The sequence below is a fragment of the Desulfosoma profundi genome (genome assembly GCF_055387865.1).
This window is the reverse complement of sequence record NZ_AP042420.1, coordinates 291577-310617: the sequence shown is the minus strand read 5'-3', so window position 1 is coordinate 310617 and position 19041 is coordinate 291577. Positions and strand designations below refer to the sequence as shown.

Genomic DNA, 19041 nt, shown 5'->3' with positions numbered 1-19041 from the left:
TGTCCTGAGACGGAGGCCATGAGGGTCCGGGGAGCCGGGCGCCGCGGCCGGCCTCTTTGTCAGGTGCAGCCTTACAGGAAGCGGTGGGTCGGCAAGGTCTTCGGGCCGGCGCCGGTGGGCTTCAGATTTCTCGGGACAAAAAAAGGGAGCGGTTTTACCCGACCCCTGGATTCCCGTTATGGTAGTCCCAACGGGATTCGAACCCGTGTCTCTGGCGTGAGAGGCCAGTATCCTAGGCCACTAGACGATGGGACCAAAAGATTGGCTGGGGGACTAGGATTCGAACCTAGGCTAGCGGATCCAGAGTCCGCCGTCCTGCCGCTAGACGATCCCCCAACGAAGTGCCGTGAAAGTAATGGAATCTCCCTGCCAAGTCAAGGCCCAAACGTTTTCCGGCGCGGCGGAAGGCCCTGTTGCGGCAACCGGCGATGCGTGAGTCGGGCACGCACAGGGGGCCGTGACGCCCGCCGACCGACCCGGTCGTCGAGCATTTTATTTCGGCCTGTCCGTCGAGAAGAAAATCCGATATATTTTGTGAGGTGATCCGGCCCGACCGGATCCCGAATTTTCACATAGGGGATGAACCTTGTATCAACTACTGCTTCCCGAAGATCCCGGACAGTTCGATCTCGGCGTCTACCGGCTCCAGATGGAAGAGTTGTTGCCATCGGGTGAGCCGGCCAATGCCGTTTTCTATCGAGCCTTGGACTATGCGCACGAACTCCATGATGGCCAGCTCCGGAAATCAGGGGCGCCCTACATCAGCCACCCGTGCACCGTAGCCTACATCCTGGCCAAAGAGATGGCGATCCGAGATCCGGAAATGCTCGCTGCAGCCATTTTGCACGATGTCATCGAGGACGTCCCCAATGTGGATTATGAGCTCATCCAAAGAGCTTTTGGGACCACGGTCGCCGATTTGGTGGAAGGCTGCACCAAGATGACCCGGCTCCACCAAGACCGCGCCGTTCTCAAAGACCTCACCCACAGCAAAATTCTCCAAACGGCCAGCCGACGATTGGGCGTCCTCATCATCAAGCTAGCGGATCGGCTCCACAATCTTCGCACCCTCCACTACCTGCCCAAACCCAAACAGCAGAGAATCGCTCAAGAAACCGTAGAGATTTATGCCCCCTTGGCGGCCAAACTCAACATCTTTCCACTGAAAAGAGAACTGTACCAGCTGGCGCTGGTTTCCCTCTACCCCAAGAAAAGCAAGAAAATCCTCAACACCCTCCGCTCCCTCTATCACCATCCTAACGTGTCCGAAATCACCGAGCGATTGAGGGAGGCTTTTGAGCGAAAGGGGATGGACGTCCAGATCCGCAGTCGCGTCAAAGGACTGGGCACTTACTACGATGCGGCCAAGGGCACACTTCGGTTGGCCAATGCAGACAACCGTGTGGACTTTACCGTGGTCATTCCGTCCAACAATGTGGATGCCTGCTATTGTGCCTTGGGAGTGGTCAATTTGACCTTGACGCCGATCCCTCGAAGCCTTCGGGATTTTATCGCCAACCCGAAGAACAACGGCTACATGAGCCTGCATACGCGGATCCACTTCAAGGGAGAAAATTATCTGGTCAAGGTGCGCACCACGAGTATGGATGAGTGGGCGACCTATGGGGTCCTGAGCCAATGGAACAACCCCGAAAGGATCACGGAGTCCTATCTCAAGGAGGTCAGTGAGTTTTTGCGCAGCGTCGGCGAATACGGAGGACCTGCGCCCCAACGCCGAAACCTTATCCAGTTGTCCGAAACAGAGGAGGTGACGGTCTATACCCCGCATGGGGACGCACACACGTTTCCTCTGGGCAGTATAGTCTTGGATTTTGCTTTCAAGATCCATTCGGATCTCGGCAACTACTGCGTGGGCGCTGTCATCGGCGGGCGCCGTGTGCCCCCTACGCATAAGCTCAAAGACGGAGATACGGTCAGGGTCCTCAAAGCGGAAAACGCATTGCCGTTTGACCCCGACCTGGAACGCTTGTGCATGACCCCAAAGGCGCGCAACGCCATCGCCAAGGAAATCACTCGACGTCGGCGCAATTATGCCTATGAGGTCGGACGAGATCTCCTATTTCAGGAATTGGCGCACCACGGATTTCCGAGGGAAGTCCTGGAAGGAGAGGAGGTGCCGCTGATTCTGGAAGTCCTGAACGTGAAGTCTCTGGAAGACTTGTTCGTGATGGTCGGCCAAGACCTCGTTTCTCCCGATGCCTTTCTGTACTATTTGCAGGATCGATCGAAAAAACCCACGCCTCGGAGTCGAATCCATCTGGAAGAAGGTGAAGACCATGAGAGGAACGTCTTGGTCGTGAATGCCCTTGACCCTGCCGTTCATAAATTTGCCGGTTGTTGCCATCCCTATCCGGGCGAGCGCCATGTGTTGGCCACCCTCAGCGTGCGTGGAATCACCTTTCACCGGTCCCGATGCAGCGACTTGCAGGAACGGCACGGCCTGCCGCCGCACAAACTCTTGGAGGTTTCTTGGGTCGACGATTGCCGGTGGGAAAGTCCCATGACCGTTTGGTTCAAGGTGAGTGCGACGGAAAAACAGGGCTTGCTGCCTTTGCTGGGGACCATTCCTCAGGGAATCGAAGTGCGGAAACTGGAAGGGCAGTTTCGTAAAGACGCGCCGCAGTGGGCGTCCCTGCAGGTCGTCTTGGGTAATTTTCAAGAAGCCCGGCGGCTCTTCGAGTGTTTTCCATCAGGCGCCGTCGTCGTGGAAAAATACGGATCGCTGGATGCAACCGTCGAGCTAGGGGACTGATTCAATGGAGGACTCGGTTGCTCTGTGTTTCCTTGAAAATTTTGCGCGCGACGGCGTGAAGATTCGCTTTCTTCATCCCGGCCACTTCCACGAGAAGAAATTGAATCCAGGCCCCACAGCAAAAACTGACCAAACTGTGCGGATTCCTAAAAACGTCCTCTTCTAATTTGCCATCCTGGTAGGCCTGCACGATGAGGTCCATCAGGGTTGAAAAAAGCTCTCCCTGACTGTAACGGCGAAGGGCATTTTGGTAAATGGCCGCGAGTTCGGGATTCCTTTGGAGGATTTCCGCACTGAAACGGCATGCTTCAACCAGTGTCATGGACCGCATGGACCTTTTCCCACCTCCTGTTGTCGCTCGGTCTTGATCTTCCATCGGCGTTGTTTATGGTGTATAGCAAATTCCCTGCGTCGATGAAAAGGTTCCGGTGGATCAAATCCATCACGGGAGAAAGGAGCATTGGGCATGTTTGAACCGTCGAGGTTTAGAAAGGGTTTCCCATGGAAAGTGGGCGTGCTTGCGTCATTTATCGTTTTGGGATCAATGGTGGTTACAGGAGGCGCCTGGGGAGCCACAAGCTTGTTCGGAACCTCCATGCCCCCCTCTTTCGCCGACCTTGCGGATAAGGTCAAAGATTCGGTGGTCAACATTGCCACGACCCAAGTCATCAAAGGACATCCGCTGCAGCCGTTCATGGAGCCTGATTCCCCTTTTCGGGAATTTTTCGGCGACGAATTTTTTAAGCGCTTTTTCGGGGATATGCCCAAAGGTTCGATGAAAACAAATTCCTTGGGTTCGGGCGTGGTCATCGATTCCTCAGGACTCATCCTGACCAACAATCACGTGGTGGAAAAGGCGACGGAGATCAAGATCAAACTGCAGAACGGCAAGGAATACGCGGCCAAGGTGGTGGGACGGGATCCCAAAACCGATCTGGCTCTCATCCAAACGGATCCGGACAAGAACTTTCCCAAACCCGCCGTTTTGGGCGATTCCTCCGCGTTGCGCGTCGGGGACTGGGTCATGGCGGTGGGTAATCCTTTTGGTTTGGGACACACGGTGACGGTTGGGATCATCAGCGCCAAGGGACGGATCATTGGAGCCGGGCCGTATGACGATTTTATTCAAACCGACGCCGCCATCAATCCTGGAAATTCCGGCGGGCCGCTGTTCAACATGAACGGCGAGGTGGTGGGGATCAACACCGCCATTGTGGCGCGAGGACAGGGCATCGGCTTTGCCATTCCCATAAATCTCGCCAAGGACCTGTTGCCCCAACTGCGGACCGGGAAAGTCATCCGGGGATGGTTGGGCGTCATGATCCAGGACGTCACACCGGAAATCGCCGAATCCTTCGGCCTCAAAGAGCCCAAAGGGGTGTTGGTGTCCGATGTGCTCAAGGACGGTCCCGCCGAAAAAGGGGGAATCGAAAGCGGGGACATTATCATTGAGTTTAACGGCGAAGAAGTGCGCGATGCCCATGAACTCTCCCGCCGGGTGGCAGCGGCACAGCCCAATTCAGAGGTGAAGCTCGGACTGCTTCGCGACGGGTCCAAGAAAGTGCTCACGGTCAAGCTGGGCACCATGCCCGAGGAAGGAGCAGTGGCGGCGCAACCTGAAACCGTTGAAAACGTCTGGGGTCTGACCGTACAGAACATGACTCAGGAACTGGCTGAGCGGTTTGGGTGGGATGCGTCGGAACGGGGCGTGGTCGTCACCGAAGTGGAACCCGACAGCCCTGCGGCAGAAGCCCGACTCCAGCCCGGTGACCTCATCAAAGAGGTGAACCGCAAAAAGATTCAAAATGTTCGAGATTACAACCAGGCGATGAAAAGCACGGATAAGAGAAAGAGCCTGCTTCTGTTGGTCAAGCGTGGAGAGCGGACGTTTTATGTGGTGCTGCAGCTGCCACAAAGTTAAAAATCTTCTTCGCTCCGCCTGGATTTCTTCTTCTGTGAAACGAGAAGACCAGGGGATAGGAAGCCGACCCCGGGACCTGACGTTATGGCCAAGGCTGCGGGAGCCCGGGAGCGGCTCCGAGAAGGGCGGGTTGGTTTGGCGAGGGTGCCCGAGGTGGTGGTGAGCATATCAAGAATCCTAAAAAAGGGGAGGGTTGTTCCATGAATCAGACTTGGAGGGGTCAAGCGCTTCTCTGCGGTGCTGTGCTTCTTGCCTTGATGTTCGGGGTGTCCACGGTCTCCGCCGCCGACGTTCCCAGTTTCCCCGGCGAGATCACCATTGGACAGACGCGCTGTGTCCTCAACGGATTCGGTTTGCGCAAAAAACTGGTCGTGGATGTCTACTACGGTGCGCTTTATGTCACCGAAAAATCCTCGGACCCGAAAACGATTATCGACGCGGATAAAGCCAAGGGCATAGTCATGCACTTTGTGTACAAACAGGTCGATGCCGACAAGCTGGTGGAGACGTGGAAAGAAGGCTTTGAAAAAACCGCTCCCGGCGCTCCTCCGGCGTTGAAAGCCCGTTTGGATGCCTTTATGGGTTACTTTACGGAACCCGTGATGAAAGGTGAAGAGATCCGGCTTCTTTACGAACCGGGTGTTGGGACCCATGTGGTGATCCGAGGACAAGAAAAGGGGGTTGTGCCCGGGGCCGATTTCATGAAAGCGCTTTGGGGAATTTTCCTGGGTGACAAACCCGCTTCGGACGCATTGAAAAAAGGGATGTTGGGGCAATCGTAATATGACCTTTGAGCCTGCTGCGGAGCCTTTCATCGTGACGGTCTCTCCCGAACAAATCCGTCGCGAAAAAGAAAAGGCGCGAGCTCTTCGAAAAACCCAATGGTGGCAGCGGCAGCTGGCCAAAGGCCGCTGTCACTACTGCGGGAGAAGCGTGCCGCCCAAGGAACTCACCATGGACCACATTGTTCCCTTGGTGCGCGGCGGACGATCCACCAGGGGAAATGTGGTGCCGTGCTGTAAGGACTGCAACTCGAAGAAAAAATACTTATTGCCCGTGGAGTGGGCGGATTATCTCACACGATGTGCGGAAACGGTTTCTTCATGAACATGCAGGTGTGACCATGACCTCGGTTTCCCGACCCGCCCCGAAGGAGCCGCACGCCCACTGTATGGAGTGCGATCTGGCTGTGTATTGCTTTACCGATCCAAGCACCTGGGTTTTTCGAACCATGGCCGAGCTGGAGGAGAAGGCCCGCCACATGGAAGAATGCCCCATCCGAAAAACGGGCTTCACGGCACCACAATGATTCTGGAGTCGCCTCCCGGTCCCCGTTCCACTCGGATCTGGGTTGGAATTTCATCGGCCAAGCGCTTCACATGGGAAATGATGCCGACCGTCTTTCCGTTGGCTTCCAGTCTTCGGAGCGCCGTCATCACCCGATAGAGCATATCGTCGTCCAGAGATCCAAAGCCTTCGTCGATAAAAAGGGATTCGATCTTGCGATGGTGGGCGGCGAGTTCAGAGAGGCCCAAGGCCATGCTCAAGCTCACCACGAAGGTTTCTCCCCCCGACAGGGTGCGCAATGGGCGTCGGTTTCTTTGCTGCATCAAGTCCTCCACGACCAATCCGAAACCATTGTCGGCTGAAGACCGAAGCCTGTAACGCCCGCTCAGCAGTTCCAGGTGGGTATTTGCCTGGTCGATGAGGCGTTGGAGCATGAGCCGTCGCCGTTTTTCCAAGACCTCGGGACCTTCCGCGTCACGGAAGGTTTTTTCTTCCGCAGCCAGTTCTGTGCACTGCCGCTCCTGATCCTCCACGGCGCGAAGCAAATCCAAGTGTTCCTGAACCGACCGGCGGATATCATCCAGCCGGCGCTCCACCTCACCTAGATTGTCCTCCAGGGTCTCCCGACGTTTCTCCAGCTCGGCAATCCTTGCCGCAAGGTCTTCCGGAGCATCGGAAGAGAGGATCTCGCCCAAGGCGGCAAGGGCCCGCTGCGCCGAAAGAACACGGGATCGCGCGTCCTCAAGAGCTTGGCGTGCATCACCCACCCTTTGCCGCACCTTCGGCTCTTCTTCCAGGGCCGGGATGACCTGGTAAGCCGTTTCAAGGGAATCCACGCCCATGGCTTCGCACTGAGCCGCCAGATCCTTTCGCAGGGTCTCGCACAGGTGATCTTTGGGTTCCAGCTCTGATGCCAGATCGAGCATTTCTTTGTCTCGAGCTTCCAGAGAGTGGATGAGCGACTGGATTTCCTGAGAGAGTTCCTCGGTCTGCCGGCTTAGCTGCGCCACGGTGTCCTCCATGGCCCGGAGTTCCGCCGCAGGGTCAATGCCCGGATAGAGGGATTCTCGCTCGGCCTTCAAGGCTTCCACATGAGATTGAATGGCCTGCGCCTCCACATCGGATTTTTCCACTTCTTTTTCTGCGTGCAGCACGTCGGCTTCGATGGACTCCCGTTGGGCCTCCAAGGATCGGATACGATCCGCTACACCCTGTTGCTCCACCAAGGCGCGTCGGTAAGTCTCTCGACGCATCCTCAAGCGCTGGAGCAAGCGGCTCTCGGCTCCTTTCTCAGGAGCCTTTTCTCCATAAGCCCTCAGAAAGCTTTCCACGTCTCCGGTGACGGTTTGATCTTCTTCTCGTAGGCGGCGCAGTTTGGCTTCGAGATCCGAAAGGGTCTTCTGCTGATCGTGGAGTTGATCCTCCAGGAGATGGCGCTTTTGTTCTTCCTTGGAGGATTTTTCCAGTCTGCGGCGCAGGACCGCCTCGGTCCATCGCAGCCGCCATTGCTTGAATCGGCTCCAGCGCAGGGCCGATCGATCGTGCCGGATGCTCTCTTTCAACAGCCGGATCCTCTCCACCAAAGACTGTGGTTCGAGGATTTCCAGGCTTAGGCCCGCCCGACGACACACGTCGTCCCATTCCCGACGGATCTCCTGGGCTGCCGCGGCCTGACGTTCCAGCTCGGATGCCTTGCGGTCGAGATGAGAGAGCTCGGACTTGAGGGAGGCGATACGCTGTTCCAGTGTGTCGATGTGGGCATAGAGTTGAGACAAATCCGGCAGTCCTTGCGCAACGAAAGGATGGCTCAAGGACCCACATAGAGGACAAGGCCTTCCTTCCTGGAGGCGGTCCCGCTCTGAGCTCAACCGCTGAAAACTGTCCCTCCAAACCACATCGCTCTGAAACTTCGTAAACTCTTCCAAAGCTTCTTCCAACGCCGCCTGGAGACCTCTGCGGCGTTCCAATACTTGGTCCCGCTCACGGTCGATGTCCGATCGAAACCCTTGGGCGTGGTATCTTTTGGAAATGGGAAGAAGTTTTTTGTAGGCGGTCAAATTTCTTCGGCGCTCGTTCAGGCTTTCTTTGAAAGAGGACGGTGTGTGTTCGCCGAACACCTTTTTTAAGTCTTGGATCAACGCCTCCTTCTTCAGGACGGCTTGACCCACTTGAGCTTGCAAGCGTTGCTCCCCCGACAGCACGTGATCCAGCTCGGCGGCGACTTTTTCAAGGATTTGCCGGGCATGCGTCAGCTGGTCTTCGAGGGCGTCCTCTTGTCGGCGCAGTTGTGTGAGGCGCTCCAACCGGTTCTGGAGGATCTCCAGATCTTGTTCGGAAGGGGCGTCGGCGGCGGCCTTGGACACATGATCTTGGAGGGCCTTCGCGTCGGCGGCGGCCTCCTCAAGGCGTGCTTTCAGCTGCTCTCGGCGGGTGTAAAGATCTTGGCGGGTGCGTTCCCACTGCGCGCGTTGGGCCAGGCAATCATGCAGCCGCTGGGTCTGTCGGTCGATTTCCCGGTCTCTTTCGAGGACATCCTCCAGATCCCGGGAGCGTTGTGCGAGTCGTTGCCGCTCCGATTCCAAGGACTCCTGTGCTTTCACCAAACGTTCTTGAGCTTCGTGCAGCCGTGCCCGCTCTGCGGCCACCTCCCGTTGCAGGGCCTCGAGACGGGTCCGAAGCGCTTCTCGTTCTTCTTCCATGGCTTTGGAGTGAAGCAGGGAGTCGGCCAGCGGGCGTGCAACGAGAATCTTCTCCAGTCGCTCCCACTCTTCTCGCGCTCTCGCGTCTTGAATTTCCGCTTCGGCGAGCATTCGTTCGGCTTCCTGAAGCTCTTCCTGGTGATGTTTCAGCGCCTCGAGCCGTTCCTTTTGCTCCTGAAGCTCGCGGATGCGGCGGATGGTCTCTTCGAGGTCATCGCGAAGCGCCTCCCGATCCTTTTCCAGGTTTCCCAGTCGTTCCCTGTCCACCGGAGGGTAGTTCGCGGCCAGCTCTTTCAGCTGCGCCAACCGCTCCTGGGCTGCGCTCCTGCGGCTTTCGAACTCTTGAGCCAACTCCTGGGCGACTTCCGCGCCGATGATCTTTTCCAAGATGTCTGCTCGCTCGCTCTCCAGGGCGTTCAAAAAGGCCCCAAATTCGCCTTGCGGCAACAGAACGGAGCGGCAGAACCGTTTAAAGTCCAACCCGCTGAGTTCGCCCAGCCGGCTTCGCACCGGGATAATGCGATCCTCGAGTGTCTTCTCGGTTCCATTGAAGCTGGAAAGAGACATCTCCGGTCCGATGATCCCTTGGGCTCCCTTTCTGGCCCACCATCGACTTCGATAAACGTCCTCACCGATCCGAAACGTGACTTCCGCATAGGATTCATCTTCAATCCAACTGGTGATGTCGCCTTCGGGGTTACGAATGCGGACGGTTTCGCCATAAAGGCCGAGGGTGATGGCATCCAGGATGGAAGACTTTCCCGCTCCGTTAGGGCCCGTAATGGCGAAAAGGCCGGTATCGGACAGGGGAGGCGCATCAAATCGGATGTCCCATTCGCCACGAAGAGATCTGATATTCTTTAATCGGAGCCGCAGGATCTTCATGGTCGTTCTCCGGGGTTAAGATATGCCGTCGTGAAACCCTTGGGCCCACTCCGCTTGGCCCTTTGGGAGCTTCCACAGGCGGTCGCACAGGCCCGAGGATCGGTCGGTGACGTGGCCCGCAGCGATGTTTAAAAGGTCTTCGTCGGCCCAGATTTCTACACTTTTTCGTGCTCGAGTGACAGCGGTGTATAAAAGTTCTCGGCTGAGCACTTTGGCATCCTGCCTGGGAAGAATCAAAAGCACATGGGAAAATTCCGATCCTTGGGCCTTGTGGACGGTCATGGCGTAGGCGGTTTCATGGAGAGGGAGGCGGGTCAGTCGGACTTTTCGAAAACTTCCGTCAACTCGGCGAAACCAGGCCATGAGGCCACCATTTTCCGGCCAGAGAATGCCGACGTCCCCGTTGAAAAGTCCCACATCGTAGTCGTTTTGGACCACCAGCACGGGTTTGCCTTTGTACCAGGGGGTGCCCCGAGGGATCAGGCCGTCACTTGCGAGAAGATCTTCCACGAGATCGTTGATGGGCCCGACCCCGAAAGGGCTCTCCCGCAAGGCGCAGAGAATGCGAAAATCCTCGAACCTGCTGAAGGCGTCCTCAAGACATTCTGCTTTCAAGGATTGGCAAATGCGGTTTTGAACGATGTCACTCAGCGCCCTCCGAAGTTCATGCTCCGCGACGGACCGAAAGCGCACTTCACGTTCTGAATCCTCTGCCGAAGCAGGCGATTTTTCGTCAAGGTCGTTCCAACGGTTCAGAAGAGCGACCGGCCCGCCCATGCGAATGCACGCGGCGAGTTGTCCGAGGGCGCTCTCTGCTGGGAATCGATAGTTCTTCTCCAAGAAAACCGTACATTCACTCAAGGGAGACAAGACGGTCTTGTCACTTCCAGAATCGGCCGGAAGCTCGATTCCTGTGACCGCTCGAATTTTTTCCAACCATTGCGTGCTCCGAACAGGCTGGCTCCGCATCCGGGAGTCTTGCCCGTCTCCACGCGGACCGCACAGGTCGGAGAAAATACTGCCCGGTTCCACGGACGCCAGCTGGTCTTTGTCGCCGAGTAGAATCAATCGTGCATGATCGGGAAGTGCCGCCACCGTGTCGCTCATGAGCTGCAAATCGATCATGGAGGCTTCATCGACGATGAGGACATCCACGTGCAGAAGATTTTCGGGGTTGTGCCTCGGCATGGAGCGCATGGGTCGGAACCCCAGCAGTCGGTGAAGCGTCATGGCTTCTGGAGGCATGTGCGTCACCCATGAAGCCCATTGGGGGAAAGAATCCCAAACTTTGCGAATGGATTCAGTGATGCGGGCTGCCGCCTTGCCCGTCGGTGCCGCCAGAGCGATCCGCAGGGGACGATTAGCCTGCAAATGAGACAAGACCCTGAGGATGGCCGTGACCGTGTGGGTCTTGCCTGTTCCCGGGCCTCCTGAAATGATGCACAGCCTTTTCATGGCGGCGACCGCCGTGGCGATGCGCTGCCAGTCGACCGTCTCGCCCTCAGGAAGTGGCGGGAACACTTTTTCCAGGGCTGTTCGCAGCGCTTCCGGGCTGACGTCGATCCATCCCCGAGCCAGATCCAGCAGGCGATACGCCAAGGCGGTTTCGTAGTACCAATAGCGGGCCAAATACAAGCGCGTCCCATCCAGAACGAGGGGACGGCAGGAGGGCCGTTCATTGTTCAGGGCGGCCGGGCAAGTGGCGTACGCAGGGTCGGGTGCGACGGCCTCCCCGTCACGGCGGAAGGAACCCGTTGAAGACTGCAATGCAGACGGGTGTTCACGCAGGCTGATCAATAGATGACAAACAGAGTCACAATGCACGCAACACACACCCTGGGATTTCGACAACGTATGGAGCCAGGTGTCCAGATCGGGGCCGTAGAGACTGTCCTGACCCACATGGGTTTCGTCGAACAAAGGTTTCCCCGAGTATTTTGCCAAATCGACACACACGTCTCCCTGGTTCAGCCGAAAGCTGACCAACGCCCCCGCCAAGGCCACCGAATCCCTTAGATCCTGCGGGTCCTTGGCCGACACCCAAAGGGCGAAATGACGATCGATGGACCGTAGGGCGCCTGCTTTCACCAAGGCGTCAAGATCATCGGCCATACGCGGTTCCTTAGCTCCAGAGGGGATGATCCCGGGGTTGTCTTCTCGGGCTTTTGAACTTTTAAGGGTCATTTTCGGGCGTCCGTTTCACCGATCCGGAATGTGGCGTCCAGGCCCTCGATGATCGTTTTCTCAGGGCGGTGGTAAAAGATACCGGTGCTCCCGCCGTTTTCCGGTCGCATGCCGCGCAGGAAGAGATAAAAAATCCCGCCGAAATGGATTTCGTAATCATAGCCGCGAAGACGCCGTTTCAAGTACCGGTGCATGGCTACGGTGTAAAGGAGCATCTGGATCGGGTAGCGATGTTCGTGTATCGCCGACTCCATCTGCGTCTCACCGTAATCTTCCACGCGGTTGCCAAGGTGATTGGACTTATAGTCGCAGATGTAGTATCGGTTGTCCCGCCGAAAGACCAGGTCGATAAATCCTCGCATCATGCCCTGAAGGGTTTCAAACTGCAGCCCTTCCACCGATTTCATGTAAAATTTGTGGTCAGCTAGGGTTTCTTTCAGGAGATCTGGTGTCAGTCGTTCTACGGGGAAATGGAATTCCACTTCATTCAATCGGTCACTCGTGGGGATGTCCCGGAGACGCATGGTGGTGTCCACCGCCTTAAGGGGTGTTTCCAGAACGTTTTTCACCATGGACAACACAGGACCCAGCCATTGTTCCTCCACGCCGTGACGGGACAAACTCATGGAAATGACCGTTAGGAGAATGTCCTGTGAAGTCTCGCAAAAATCGATTTTCTCAAATATCTCGTGGAGGCATTGACCCGCCCGGGGACCCCGAGGAAAGAGGAAGATGGGGTCCATATCTTGCGACGGGAGGGCTTCGGCGGGTCTTTCCTCGAGTGTGGCATCGTAGTCCGGGGTATGGGGTTCCGCGCCCAAAACCAAGTGAGTGTAGCTCGTGATGCGCCACGGGATCCCTAGGTCGTGGTGGAAAGCTCGGGGCTTAAAGTCGGGTTTGGCGCCCGATTGCGGATTCCAACGGATCTTGCGCTTCCAGTCCGCGTCTTCCACAGTGATCAACCCCTGTGAAGAGGCCGCGATCTGACGCAAACTCTCCCGGAGTTCGTCTTCACTGGCGGGTGGTGCCCCTTGGGGATCGCGTTGGGTCTCGGGGAACAAAAGATATGCCATAGCCGACTTAAAAGCTTCATTGACCCATCCCCAGGTGGTGACGCACAAGTATTTGGCGCGTGTCAGGGCAACATAAAGAAGGCGCATACATTCCGCCAGCTCTTCGCGGAAAGCCAGTTCGCGGTGATCTTCGAGAAGCTCAGAACCCAGGTCGACGCACAGGGAGAGATCCTCAGGGTCATGGAATCGGATGACATTCTTCTGTGAGTTTCTTGGCTTCAGGGCCCATGGAAAAGGCAGGAACACCACCGGATACTCCAGACCCTTGCTTCTGTGGATGGTGACCACCTGAACCAGATTTTCATCGCTTTCGAGCCGCAACTGTTCTTCTTCGGGGGCATCCTGTTTTTTGAGCTGGTCTTGAAACCACCGCAGGAGTCTTTCCGTCCCCGGGGAGGACTGGGCGGCACGATGAAGCAATTCCGCCAAATGAAGCAAGTTCGTCAGGCGCCGTTCGCCGGCCGGGAGGGATCGGACATGGCGTGGAATGCCCTCCTCCTTGAGCATGGTCATGAAGGAGGCAAGAAAGCCGTGGCGGTTCCAAATGTCTCGGTACCGGTGAAAGCGGTTTTGGACATCCTCCATGAGGGCCTCTTGATTGTCCAGGTCCTGCAGGCGGAAGGCGTTATATCCGAAAACTTCCGTGGCGAGGGCTGTGCGCACCAGGCGATCGTTGGAAGGATTGGCCACGGCCTCCAAAATGATGTGTAATTCTTTCGCTTCGTCGGATTCAGAAACGCCTTCTCTCTGAAGGCTCACGCTTGGAATGCCTCTTTGCCGCAACGCCTCCTGGATGAGGCGGCCTTCCCGATGGGAACGAACCAGCACGGCGATGTCTCGAGCCTGTAACGGCTGTTCTCCAATTGTGGCGCGTTCATGATGGAAAAGTTCCAGCAGCCGGACAATCTCCGCAGCACAATCGGATGCGGCGGCCTTTTCGGCCGCCCCGGTAGTTATAAAACCTTGCCTGGTCAGTTCGAGATCCTGGCTGGAAAGCCAACGAATGCGTAAGGCCGCGAGGCTGGCCCCGTCAAGGCACGGAGGTGCCTGGTCCGCCTTTGGGCCGCTCTGTACACGATGAAAAGGGATGTCCTCTGTGTACACGAAAGGATGTGGATGCCGTGAAAACAGGTCATTGAGTGCGTTTACCAGGGCCGACGATGAGCGCCAGTTGGTATCCAAGGTGTAGGTGTTCGCCTCACCGGCGTCTCGCTTGGCCTTGATGTACGCGAAAATGTCGGCCCCGCGAAAGCTGTAGATGGCCTGCTTCGGGTCGCCAATGAGGCAAAGGGCCGGCGCGTGAGTGTCATTGGCTGCATAGACGTTCCGAAAAATTGCATACTGGAGGGGATCGGTGTCTTGGAACTCATCGATGAGCGCAACCGGGTATTTTTCCCTGATTTTCTGCGCCAATGCCGATCCCGACGGGCCAAATAAGGCGCGATGCAGGCGGTCCAAAAGATCGTCAAAAGAGAGAGAGCGTTCGGCGCTCTTCCGACGCTCTACGGTTTCTTTAACGAATTTCCAAGCTCTGATGAGAAGAGCGACTTTTTGCTTCTTGAGCACATTTTCCAAAAGATGCGCATATTCCCCGCATCGATCAAAAAAAGGATGCGTCGGCGGTTCTCCCTTTTTGCTTTTTTCTTTCAACATATTCGGAGTGAGCCGGAAAAAAGGATCGGAAAGTTCAAGGGGCGCCGTTCCGGATTCCGTCAAGCTCTCCATGGCTTTCAGGGCGTCATCCACTGCACCTTTTGTATAGGACCTTCTATCCAGCCCTGGGTGATTTCTCAGGATAGTCTCAATATCCTTGCAATGGGCTGTCCACATCGATCGGATCTCTTCGAACAGCCGTTTGAGCTCCTCTAACGTCGGTACATCTTTTTCAGAAAGCTCAGGAAAAATTCTCGGGGGCACGACGCTTCGTAAGTGTCGGAGCTCTTCAAGTAATCCGTCGGGGCCTTTCCATCTTTTGACGGGCCATTGAGCCTCCAGAGGGTCGGCGTTCTTCATGAGGCGTCGCCAGAAATCAGCAGCGGCTTCTCGGTAAAAGTCTTCCTCGTCCGTGATGATCTCCCAATCGAAAGGCACCCCGCACTCGAAGGCGAACTCTTGCAGCACCCTTTGGCAGAATCCGTGGATGGTGAAAACGGGCGCTTCATCCATGCGGGACAACGATTCCATGAGCCGGTTCATAAGGCCGTACTGGGCACCGGGGGCCCTGGAGAGGAAAGCCGGCACGGAGTCGTCCCGGTGACCGGCGGATAAGGCCGCCCATACCGACCGAAGGCGGTCGCGGATCCGGCTCCGAAGTTCTTCCGTGGCGGCATTGGTATAGGTGACCACGAGGATCTGGCTGATGTCCAGTCCTCTTTCCAAAAGCATACGCAAGAAGAGATGGACAATATTATAAGTTTTCCCAGTTCCGGCGCTCGCTTCGATGAGCCGGACGCCATCAAGCGGGAGGGTCTCAGGATCCAGTGGCTGCATGATTCCAACCTTCGGTGACGACGACACTGGCTTTTCCCCTAAGATCGAGGATTTTATCAGGCTCATCCAATCCTGCCCCCTTGTCAAGGACCGCCTCGTCCTCTTGAATTTTCTTACCCAGTCTTGGGCAGAGGGTCGAAGACACGGTGGGCGATTTCAACAAAGTTCCTATCCAGAGGATCCAGTCCGCGGAAGGCGATGCGCACGGCAGGGTCATAAGCTTCCCCCGCTTGGTGTACTCGTCCTTCCACGCCGTGCCACAGACCCGGGCCGGCGGGCTCTCGTGGGTTTTTTTTTCGCAATTTTTAACGTAAGTCCAACTGGATTCCGGGAAAAACGGCAAAGGCCGCTGATTGCCTTCGATCCACAAGGACACCAGATCCGTCAAGTACTCTTGCGCTTTGTCCACGACGTCCAATCGATATTCGGCGTTTTTTCCCGTTCCAATGTAGAGGCTCTCCAATTGAACGCCCCCGGGGCGGGCAAGGCACAAAGCCAGATGGCGGATCCAGAGTCTCAGACGATCCTTGGCTCGGACTGCAGCTGGGCGATAGACGAGACGGCCTCTTTCTGTGACATCGCGAAGCCAGCCCCGGACGCAGATGGATCCCACCGGGACATCGATTTCCACCGTCCGCCGAGAAGCCCCGAGCTTCACCTGAACCATTTGCGCCATCTCCTTCACGGATTCCAGGATTTCTTGGAACACGAGTTCACCGGCAATCCCATGGGGGAGCCACCCTCGGGCCTTGAGTAGGCGCCGGATCTGCTCGGGATTCTCGTTTCGGATCAAGCTTTCCAGGATTTCCACTTTGAGCCGGTATTCTTGCAGGCCGTCCGCATCAAATGGTTCCTGATCTTCGATGGTTTCTTCGTCCCGAGGAAGTGCCAATCCCAAACGCTTTTCCAAAAACCACAAAGCGGGGTTGTCGAAGAATCGAACGAGGTCGTCCAAGGACACTTCTTCCACAACCGGCTCGGGAAACGATTTGTCTCGTTCCATGAACGATGGAGGATCGGGCTTTTCACATGCGCACGCCGATTCCAGCCACAGACCGTCGTAAGAAAACAATCGTGGGTCGGAACCATCATAAAGCCGAGGACTGAAAGGTTGGAGCGGATGCTCGATAACAATTTGCTCCAGAATTCCGCCTTCCGAGGTCCGAAAACTCTGATCGACGTAATCCAGCAATTCCGAAACCACCACGGATGGAACCCGCAAAGAATTATCGCGAATGTCCCGGCCGATGTAGCTTACATAAAAGACATCGCGTGCCGACATGAGCGCCTCGAGGAAGAGGTGGCGGTCTTCAAGCCGACGTCGCCGGTCTCCGGGCTTCGGGTTCTGAGCGGTCACATCGAATGAGGGGAGATGGTCGGCGCGGGGAAAATCCGCATCGTTCATACCCAACAGACAAACGACTCGGAAAGGGATGGCCCGCATGGGCACCAGGTTGCAGAACGTGATACCACCGCTGAGAAGCCGCCGAATATTTGGAGAGCTTGCCAAGACCCCTTCCACATAAGCCCGGAGTACGTCAATGGAAATGGGATCGGAGAATCCTGCCTTTGTTGCCGACGCGGAAAGATGATCCAACGTCTGTCGAAAACGGCTGAGGGATTCCTCCGCATCCGGGTGGAAAAACTCATCCACAAGTTCATGACCCTCGGGGACCCATTCTTCCGGTGTCCTGCGTGCCTGAAGGCGCTCCCGCCATTGGGCCAACCTGTCCAGGAGGTCCTTGAGCGCCCCGAGCCAAGAAGCGTCCGACGCTTCCACATGAGGGTAGGAGAGGATACCGCCCCAGAAGATTTCCTGCGGCGGTAACGCGTAACCGGCAAAAAGGCGGTCCAGGCCCATGCCCCAGGTGTGATCCCGATCCCGAGGAAGTTCCAATTCTTCCCGCATGGCCTCATCCAAACCCCATCGGATGCCCGCTTCCTGGACCCACATTCGAACACAATCGAGACCCTTTTCGTCAAAGCCGTAACGGGCGGCCACAGCGGGAGTTTCGAGAAGGGAAAGAACTTCGGTCGCCGTGAAGCGCCACTGAGGCAGGCGCAGGAGGTCCAAAATCCTTTCCATGAGCGGATCTTCTTCGGCGAATTTCCGATCGGACAGATTCCAGGGAAGTCGTGGGTTGTCCCGGGTTCCGAACACGGCTTCCACATAAGGGGCGTAGGTGTCGATGTCTGGGGCCATTACCACGATGTCCTGAGGGGTCAGAGAAGGGATCTTTTCTAGAAAATAAGCAATGCGATCATGGAGCACCTGGATTTCCCGCATGGGACTGTGACATACATGGACCTGAAGGGATGTGAAGTCATCGATGACCTCGCGCTCGTCAGGCGTGCTTTTCCGGCGATCCGTCAACGTGAAAATACCATTTTGGACCTTTTTCAAAAGAGACTCCGGCGGGACGCTTTCGAAACAGTCAGAAAGATCACATTCCAGACCCTGAATCAGCTCGAAAAGAAAGGCGCCTGACTTGGCCCAGGAAGCCACAAGAGGATTGGTCCCGTTGCCGGGAAAACCTCCCGCCCGGTCATTCCATTGAAGCAGCTCATCATGAGCCCGTGCCTTGTCGAAACCCACATCTCCCCAGTATTCCCGGCTGGGGTTGAAAAAATAAAGGGCAACGTCAATTCGGGAGGCCAGACAGTCGAACACCGAGAAATGAACCGGGGCGATAAAGGTCACACCGAAAAGACTCACACGCTCCGGAAGATTTTCAGGCTGCCGCGGGTCTTTCCTTTCACGGACGGCTTCCAGAAACCGGCGATGCTTATGCCCCTGATGGGGAACATTGATCTCCTGGACCAAAAGCCGCCAGAGGTGGGCCTGCCAGTCGGTGCCGTGCTCCTCACTTTCCCAGGATGCGAGCATGTCCTGGCGGTAAACCAGATAGCGGTCGAAAGCGGCGGCAATCCTTGACGCAAGCTGAAAACGTTTCATTCCGGACGGATCATCGGCCGTGTAATGGGCGAGTTCCCGAAAGCGTTCGTCGTCCTTGTGGACGTCCAGGAGTTTGAAGATCCGCCACGTGAGGACGTGCGGATCCCAGGCTTCGGCGGACTCGTCGGACGGGACCTCATCTCCCAGCCAGGCGCGGTAGACGAGATCGACCAAAGCTGCAGGCACCAGGAACTGGATGTTGGCGGCGATGCTTTGGCTTTGCGCCAATCGGTGGGTGAGCCAGCGGGCCATGCCCATGTCCTGGACCACGATCACCTCGGGGGCCATAGGGTCCTTCAGCGGCTGGTCCAAGCTGCTAAGAAGAGCGTCAAAAAGCCTTTCCATCCTCTGGCTTTGGAAGATGCGCCACATCCGAAAATCCTCCTTCCGCCGTGGCCGTGCAGATGCCGACCGACGTGGTGGAAAGCGAGCACCTTCCCGACATGCCCCCTGCGCGGGGGAATATCAGACACAGTCGGACACGAAGCACGGACCCTCTTTGGCGGTGGTCCCGGTCATGGACGAACGTATTTCGCCGTCCCCCCGGCACGGGAAGACCCGTTGCCGGAAGTGACGGCATGAATAGAGCAGTTTGCCCGATGAGGCAGTCCCTTGTCCATGCCCGAGAATGCCTCACGGCGCCTTTTTTCAGAGATGAGCGGCGATCGGGGTCTGACTCCGGTATCCGTGAGGATGTGAGGGGCTCACCGAGGCACGGGCCGCAGGGAACGGATTATCCCGCACCAGAGACGCACGGCCCTCCACCATTCTTC

The 19041-nt window shown here is 56.7% G+C and carries 10 protein-coding genes and 2 tRNA genes; 5 read left to right on the top strand and 7 right to left on the bottom strand.

Annotated features, from left to right (window positions below):
* Positions 1-179: 179 nt before the first annotated feature.
* Both ACZ5K9_RS01355 and ACZ5K9_RS01350 read right to left on the bottom strand, forming a co-directional pair.
* Positions 180-255, bottom strand: a tRNA-Glu gene (locus tag ACZ5K9_RS01355).
* 7 nt (positions 256-262) lie between these two features.
* Positions 263-336, bottom strand: a tRNA-Gln gene (locus ACZ5K9_RS01350).
* A gap of 250 nt (positions 337-586) precedes the next feature.
* On the opposite strand from ACZ5K9_RS01350, the gene ACZ5K9_RS01345 reads away from it, so the two are divergent.
* The gene (locus tag ACZ5K9_RS01345) at positions 587-2773 is read left to right on the top strand and encodes an HD domain-containing protein (RefSeq protein ID WP_464272630.1); all 2187 of its coding nucleotides are present in this window, start codon (positions 587-589) and stop codon (positions 2771-2773) included.
* Between the two features lies 1 nt (position 2774).
* Here ACZ5K9_RS01345 and ACZ5K9_RS01340 read toward each other — a convergent pair whose 3' ends face one another.
* The gene (locus tag ACZ5K9_RS01340; protein ID WP_464272629.1) at positions 2775-3095 is read right to left on the bottom strand and encodes a hypothetical protein; all 321 of its coding nucleotides are present in this window, start codon (positions 3093-3095) and stop codon (positions 2775-2777) included.
* 144 nt (positions 3096-3239) lie between these two features.
* Here ACZ5K9_RS01340 and ACZ5K9_RS01335 point away from each other — a divergent pair, with 144 nt between their 5' ends.
* From ACZ5K9_RS01335 to ACZ5K9_RS01320, 4 genes are all read left to right on the top strand, one after another.
* Complete coding sequence (locus tag ACZ5K9_RS01335; protein WP_464272628.1) at positions 3240-4694, top strand: DegQ family serine endoprotease; 1455 nt, start codon at positions 3240-3242, stop codon at positions 4692-4694.
* 200 nt (positions 4695-4894) lie between these two features.
* Positions 4895-5476: a chalcone isomerase family protein gene (locus ACZ5K9_RS01330; RefSeq protein WP_464272627.1), complete on the top strand. Its 582-nt coding sequence runs from the start codon at positions 4895-4897 to the stop codon at positions 5474-5476.
* A 1-nt stretch (position 5477) separates the two neighbouring features.
* Complete coding sequence (locus ACZ5K9_RS01325; protein ID WP_464272626.1) at positions 5478-5801, top strand: HNH endonuclease; 324 nt, start codon at positions 5478-5480, stop codon at positions 5799-5801.
* A 16-nt stretch (positions 5802-5817) separates the two neighbouring features.
* Positions 5818-6003, top strand: coding sequence for a hypothetical protein (locus ACZ5K9_RS01320; protein ID WP_464272625.1), 186 nt, complete (start codon positions 5818-5820; stop codon positions 6001-6003).
* Here ACZ5K9_RS01320 and ACZ5K9_RS01315 read toward each other — a convergent pair.
* The 4 genes from ACZ5K9_RS01315 to recC form a co-directional block, all read right to left on the bottom strand.
* Positions 5987-9565 carry an AAA family ATPase gene (locus ACZ5K9_RS01315; protein WP_464272624.1) on the bottom strand — a complete coding sequence of 1193 codons (3579 nt, stop codon included), beginning with the start codon at positions 9563-9565 and terminating at the stop codon, positions 5987-5989. The two genes, ACZ5K9_RS01320 and ACZ5K9_RS01315, sit on opposite strands and share 17 nt — an antisense overlap.
* 15 nt (positions 9566-9580) lie before the next feature.
* Entirely contained in the window at positions 9581-11677 is a 2097-nt protein-coding gene (gene recD / locus ACZ5K9_RS01310; RefSeq protein WP_464272623.1) for an exodeoxyribonuclease V subunit alpha, read from the bottom strand.
* A gap of 68 nt (positions 11678-11745) precedes the next feature.
* Positions 11746-15312, bottom strand: coding sequence for an exodeoxyribonuclease V subunit beta (gene recB / locus ACZ5K9_RS01305; RefSeq protein ID WP_464272622.1), 3567 nt, complete (start codon positions 15310-15312; stop codon positions 11746-11748).
* Positions 15293-18640: an exodeoxyribonuclease V subunit gamma gene (gene recC / locus ACZ5K9_RS01300; RefSeq protein WP_464272621.1), complete on the bottom strand. Its 3348-nt coding sequence runs from the start codon at positions 18638-18640 to the stop codon at positions 15293-15295. The genes recB and recC overlap by 20 nt, the downstream gene beginning before the upstream one ends.
* Positions 18641-19041: the final 401 nt, after the last annotated feature.

What these genes read in the sequence shown, in the direction of transcription:
- ACZ5K9_RS01340 (WP_464272629.1), bottom strand. Translation starts at nt 3,095, where the DNA reads ATGACACTGGTTGAAGCATGCCGTTTCAGTGCGGAAATCCTCCAAAGG.
- ACZ5K9_RS01335 (WP_464272628.1), top strand. Translation starts at nt 3,240, where the DNA reads ATGTTTGAACCGTCGAGGTTTAGAAAGGGTTTCCCATGGAAAGTGGGC.
- ACZ5K9_RS01330 (WP_464272627.1), top strand. Translation starts at nt 4,895, where the DNA reads ATGAATCAGACTTGGAGGGGTCAAGCGCTTCTCTGCGGTGCTGTGCTT.
- ACZ5K9_RS01325 (WP_464272626.1), top strand. Translation starts at nt 5,478, where the DNA reads ATGACCTTTGAGCCTGCTGCGGAGCCTTTCATCGTGACGGTCTCTCCC.
- ACZ5K9_RS01320 (WP_464272625.1), top strand. Translation starts at nt 5,818, where the DNA reads ATGACCTCGGTTTCCCGACCCGCCCCGAAGGAGCCGCACGCCCACTGT.
- ACZ5K9_RS01315 (WP_464272624.1), bottom strand. Translation starts at nt 9,565, where the DNA reads ATGAAGATCCTGCGGCTCCGATTAAAGAATATCAGATCTCTTCGTGGC.
- recD (WP_464272623.1), bottom strand. Translation starts at nt 11,677, where the DNA reads ATGGCCGATGATCTTGACGCCTTGGTGAAAGCAGGCGCCCTACGGTCC.
- recB (WP_464272622.1), bottom strand. Translation starts at nt 15,312, where the DNA reads ATGCAGCCACTGGATCCTGAGACCCTCCCGCTTGATGGCGTCCGGCTC.
- recC (WP_464272621.1), bottom strand. Translation starts at nt 18,640, where the DNA reads ATGTGGCGCATCTTCCAAAGCCAGAGGATGGAAAGGCTTTTTGACGCT.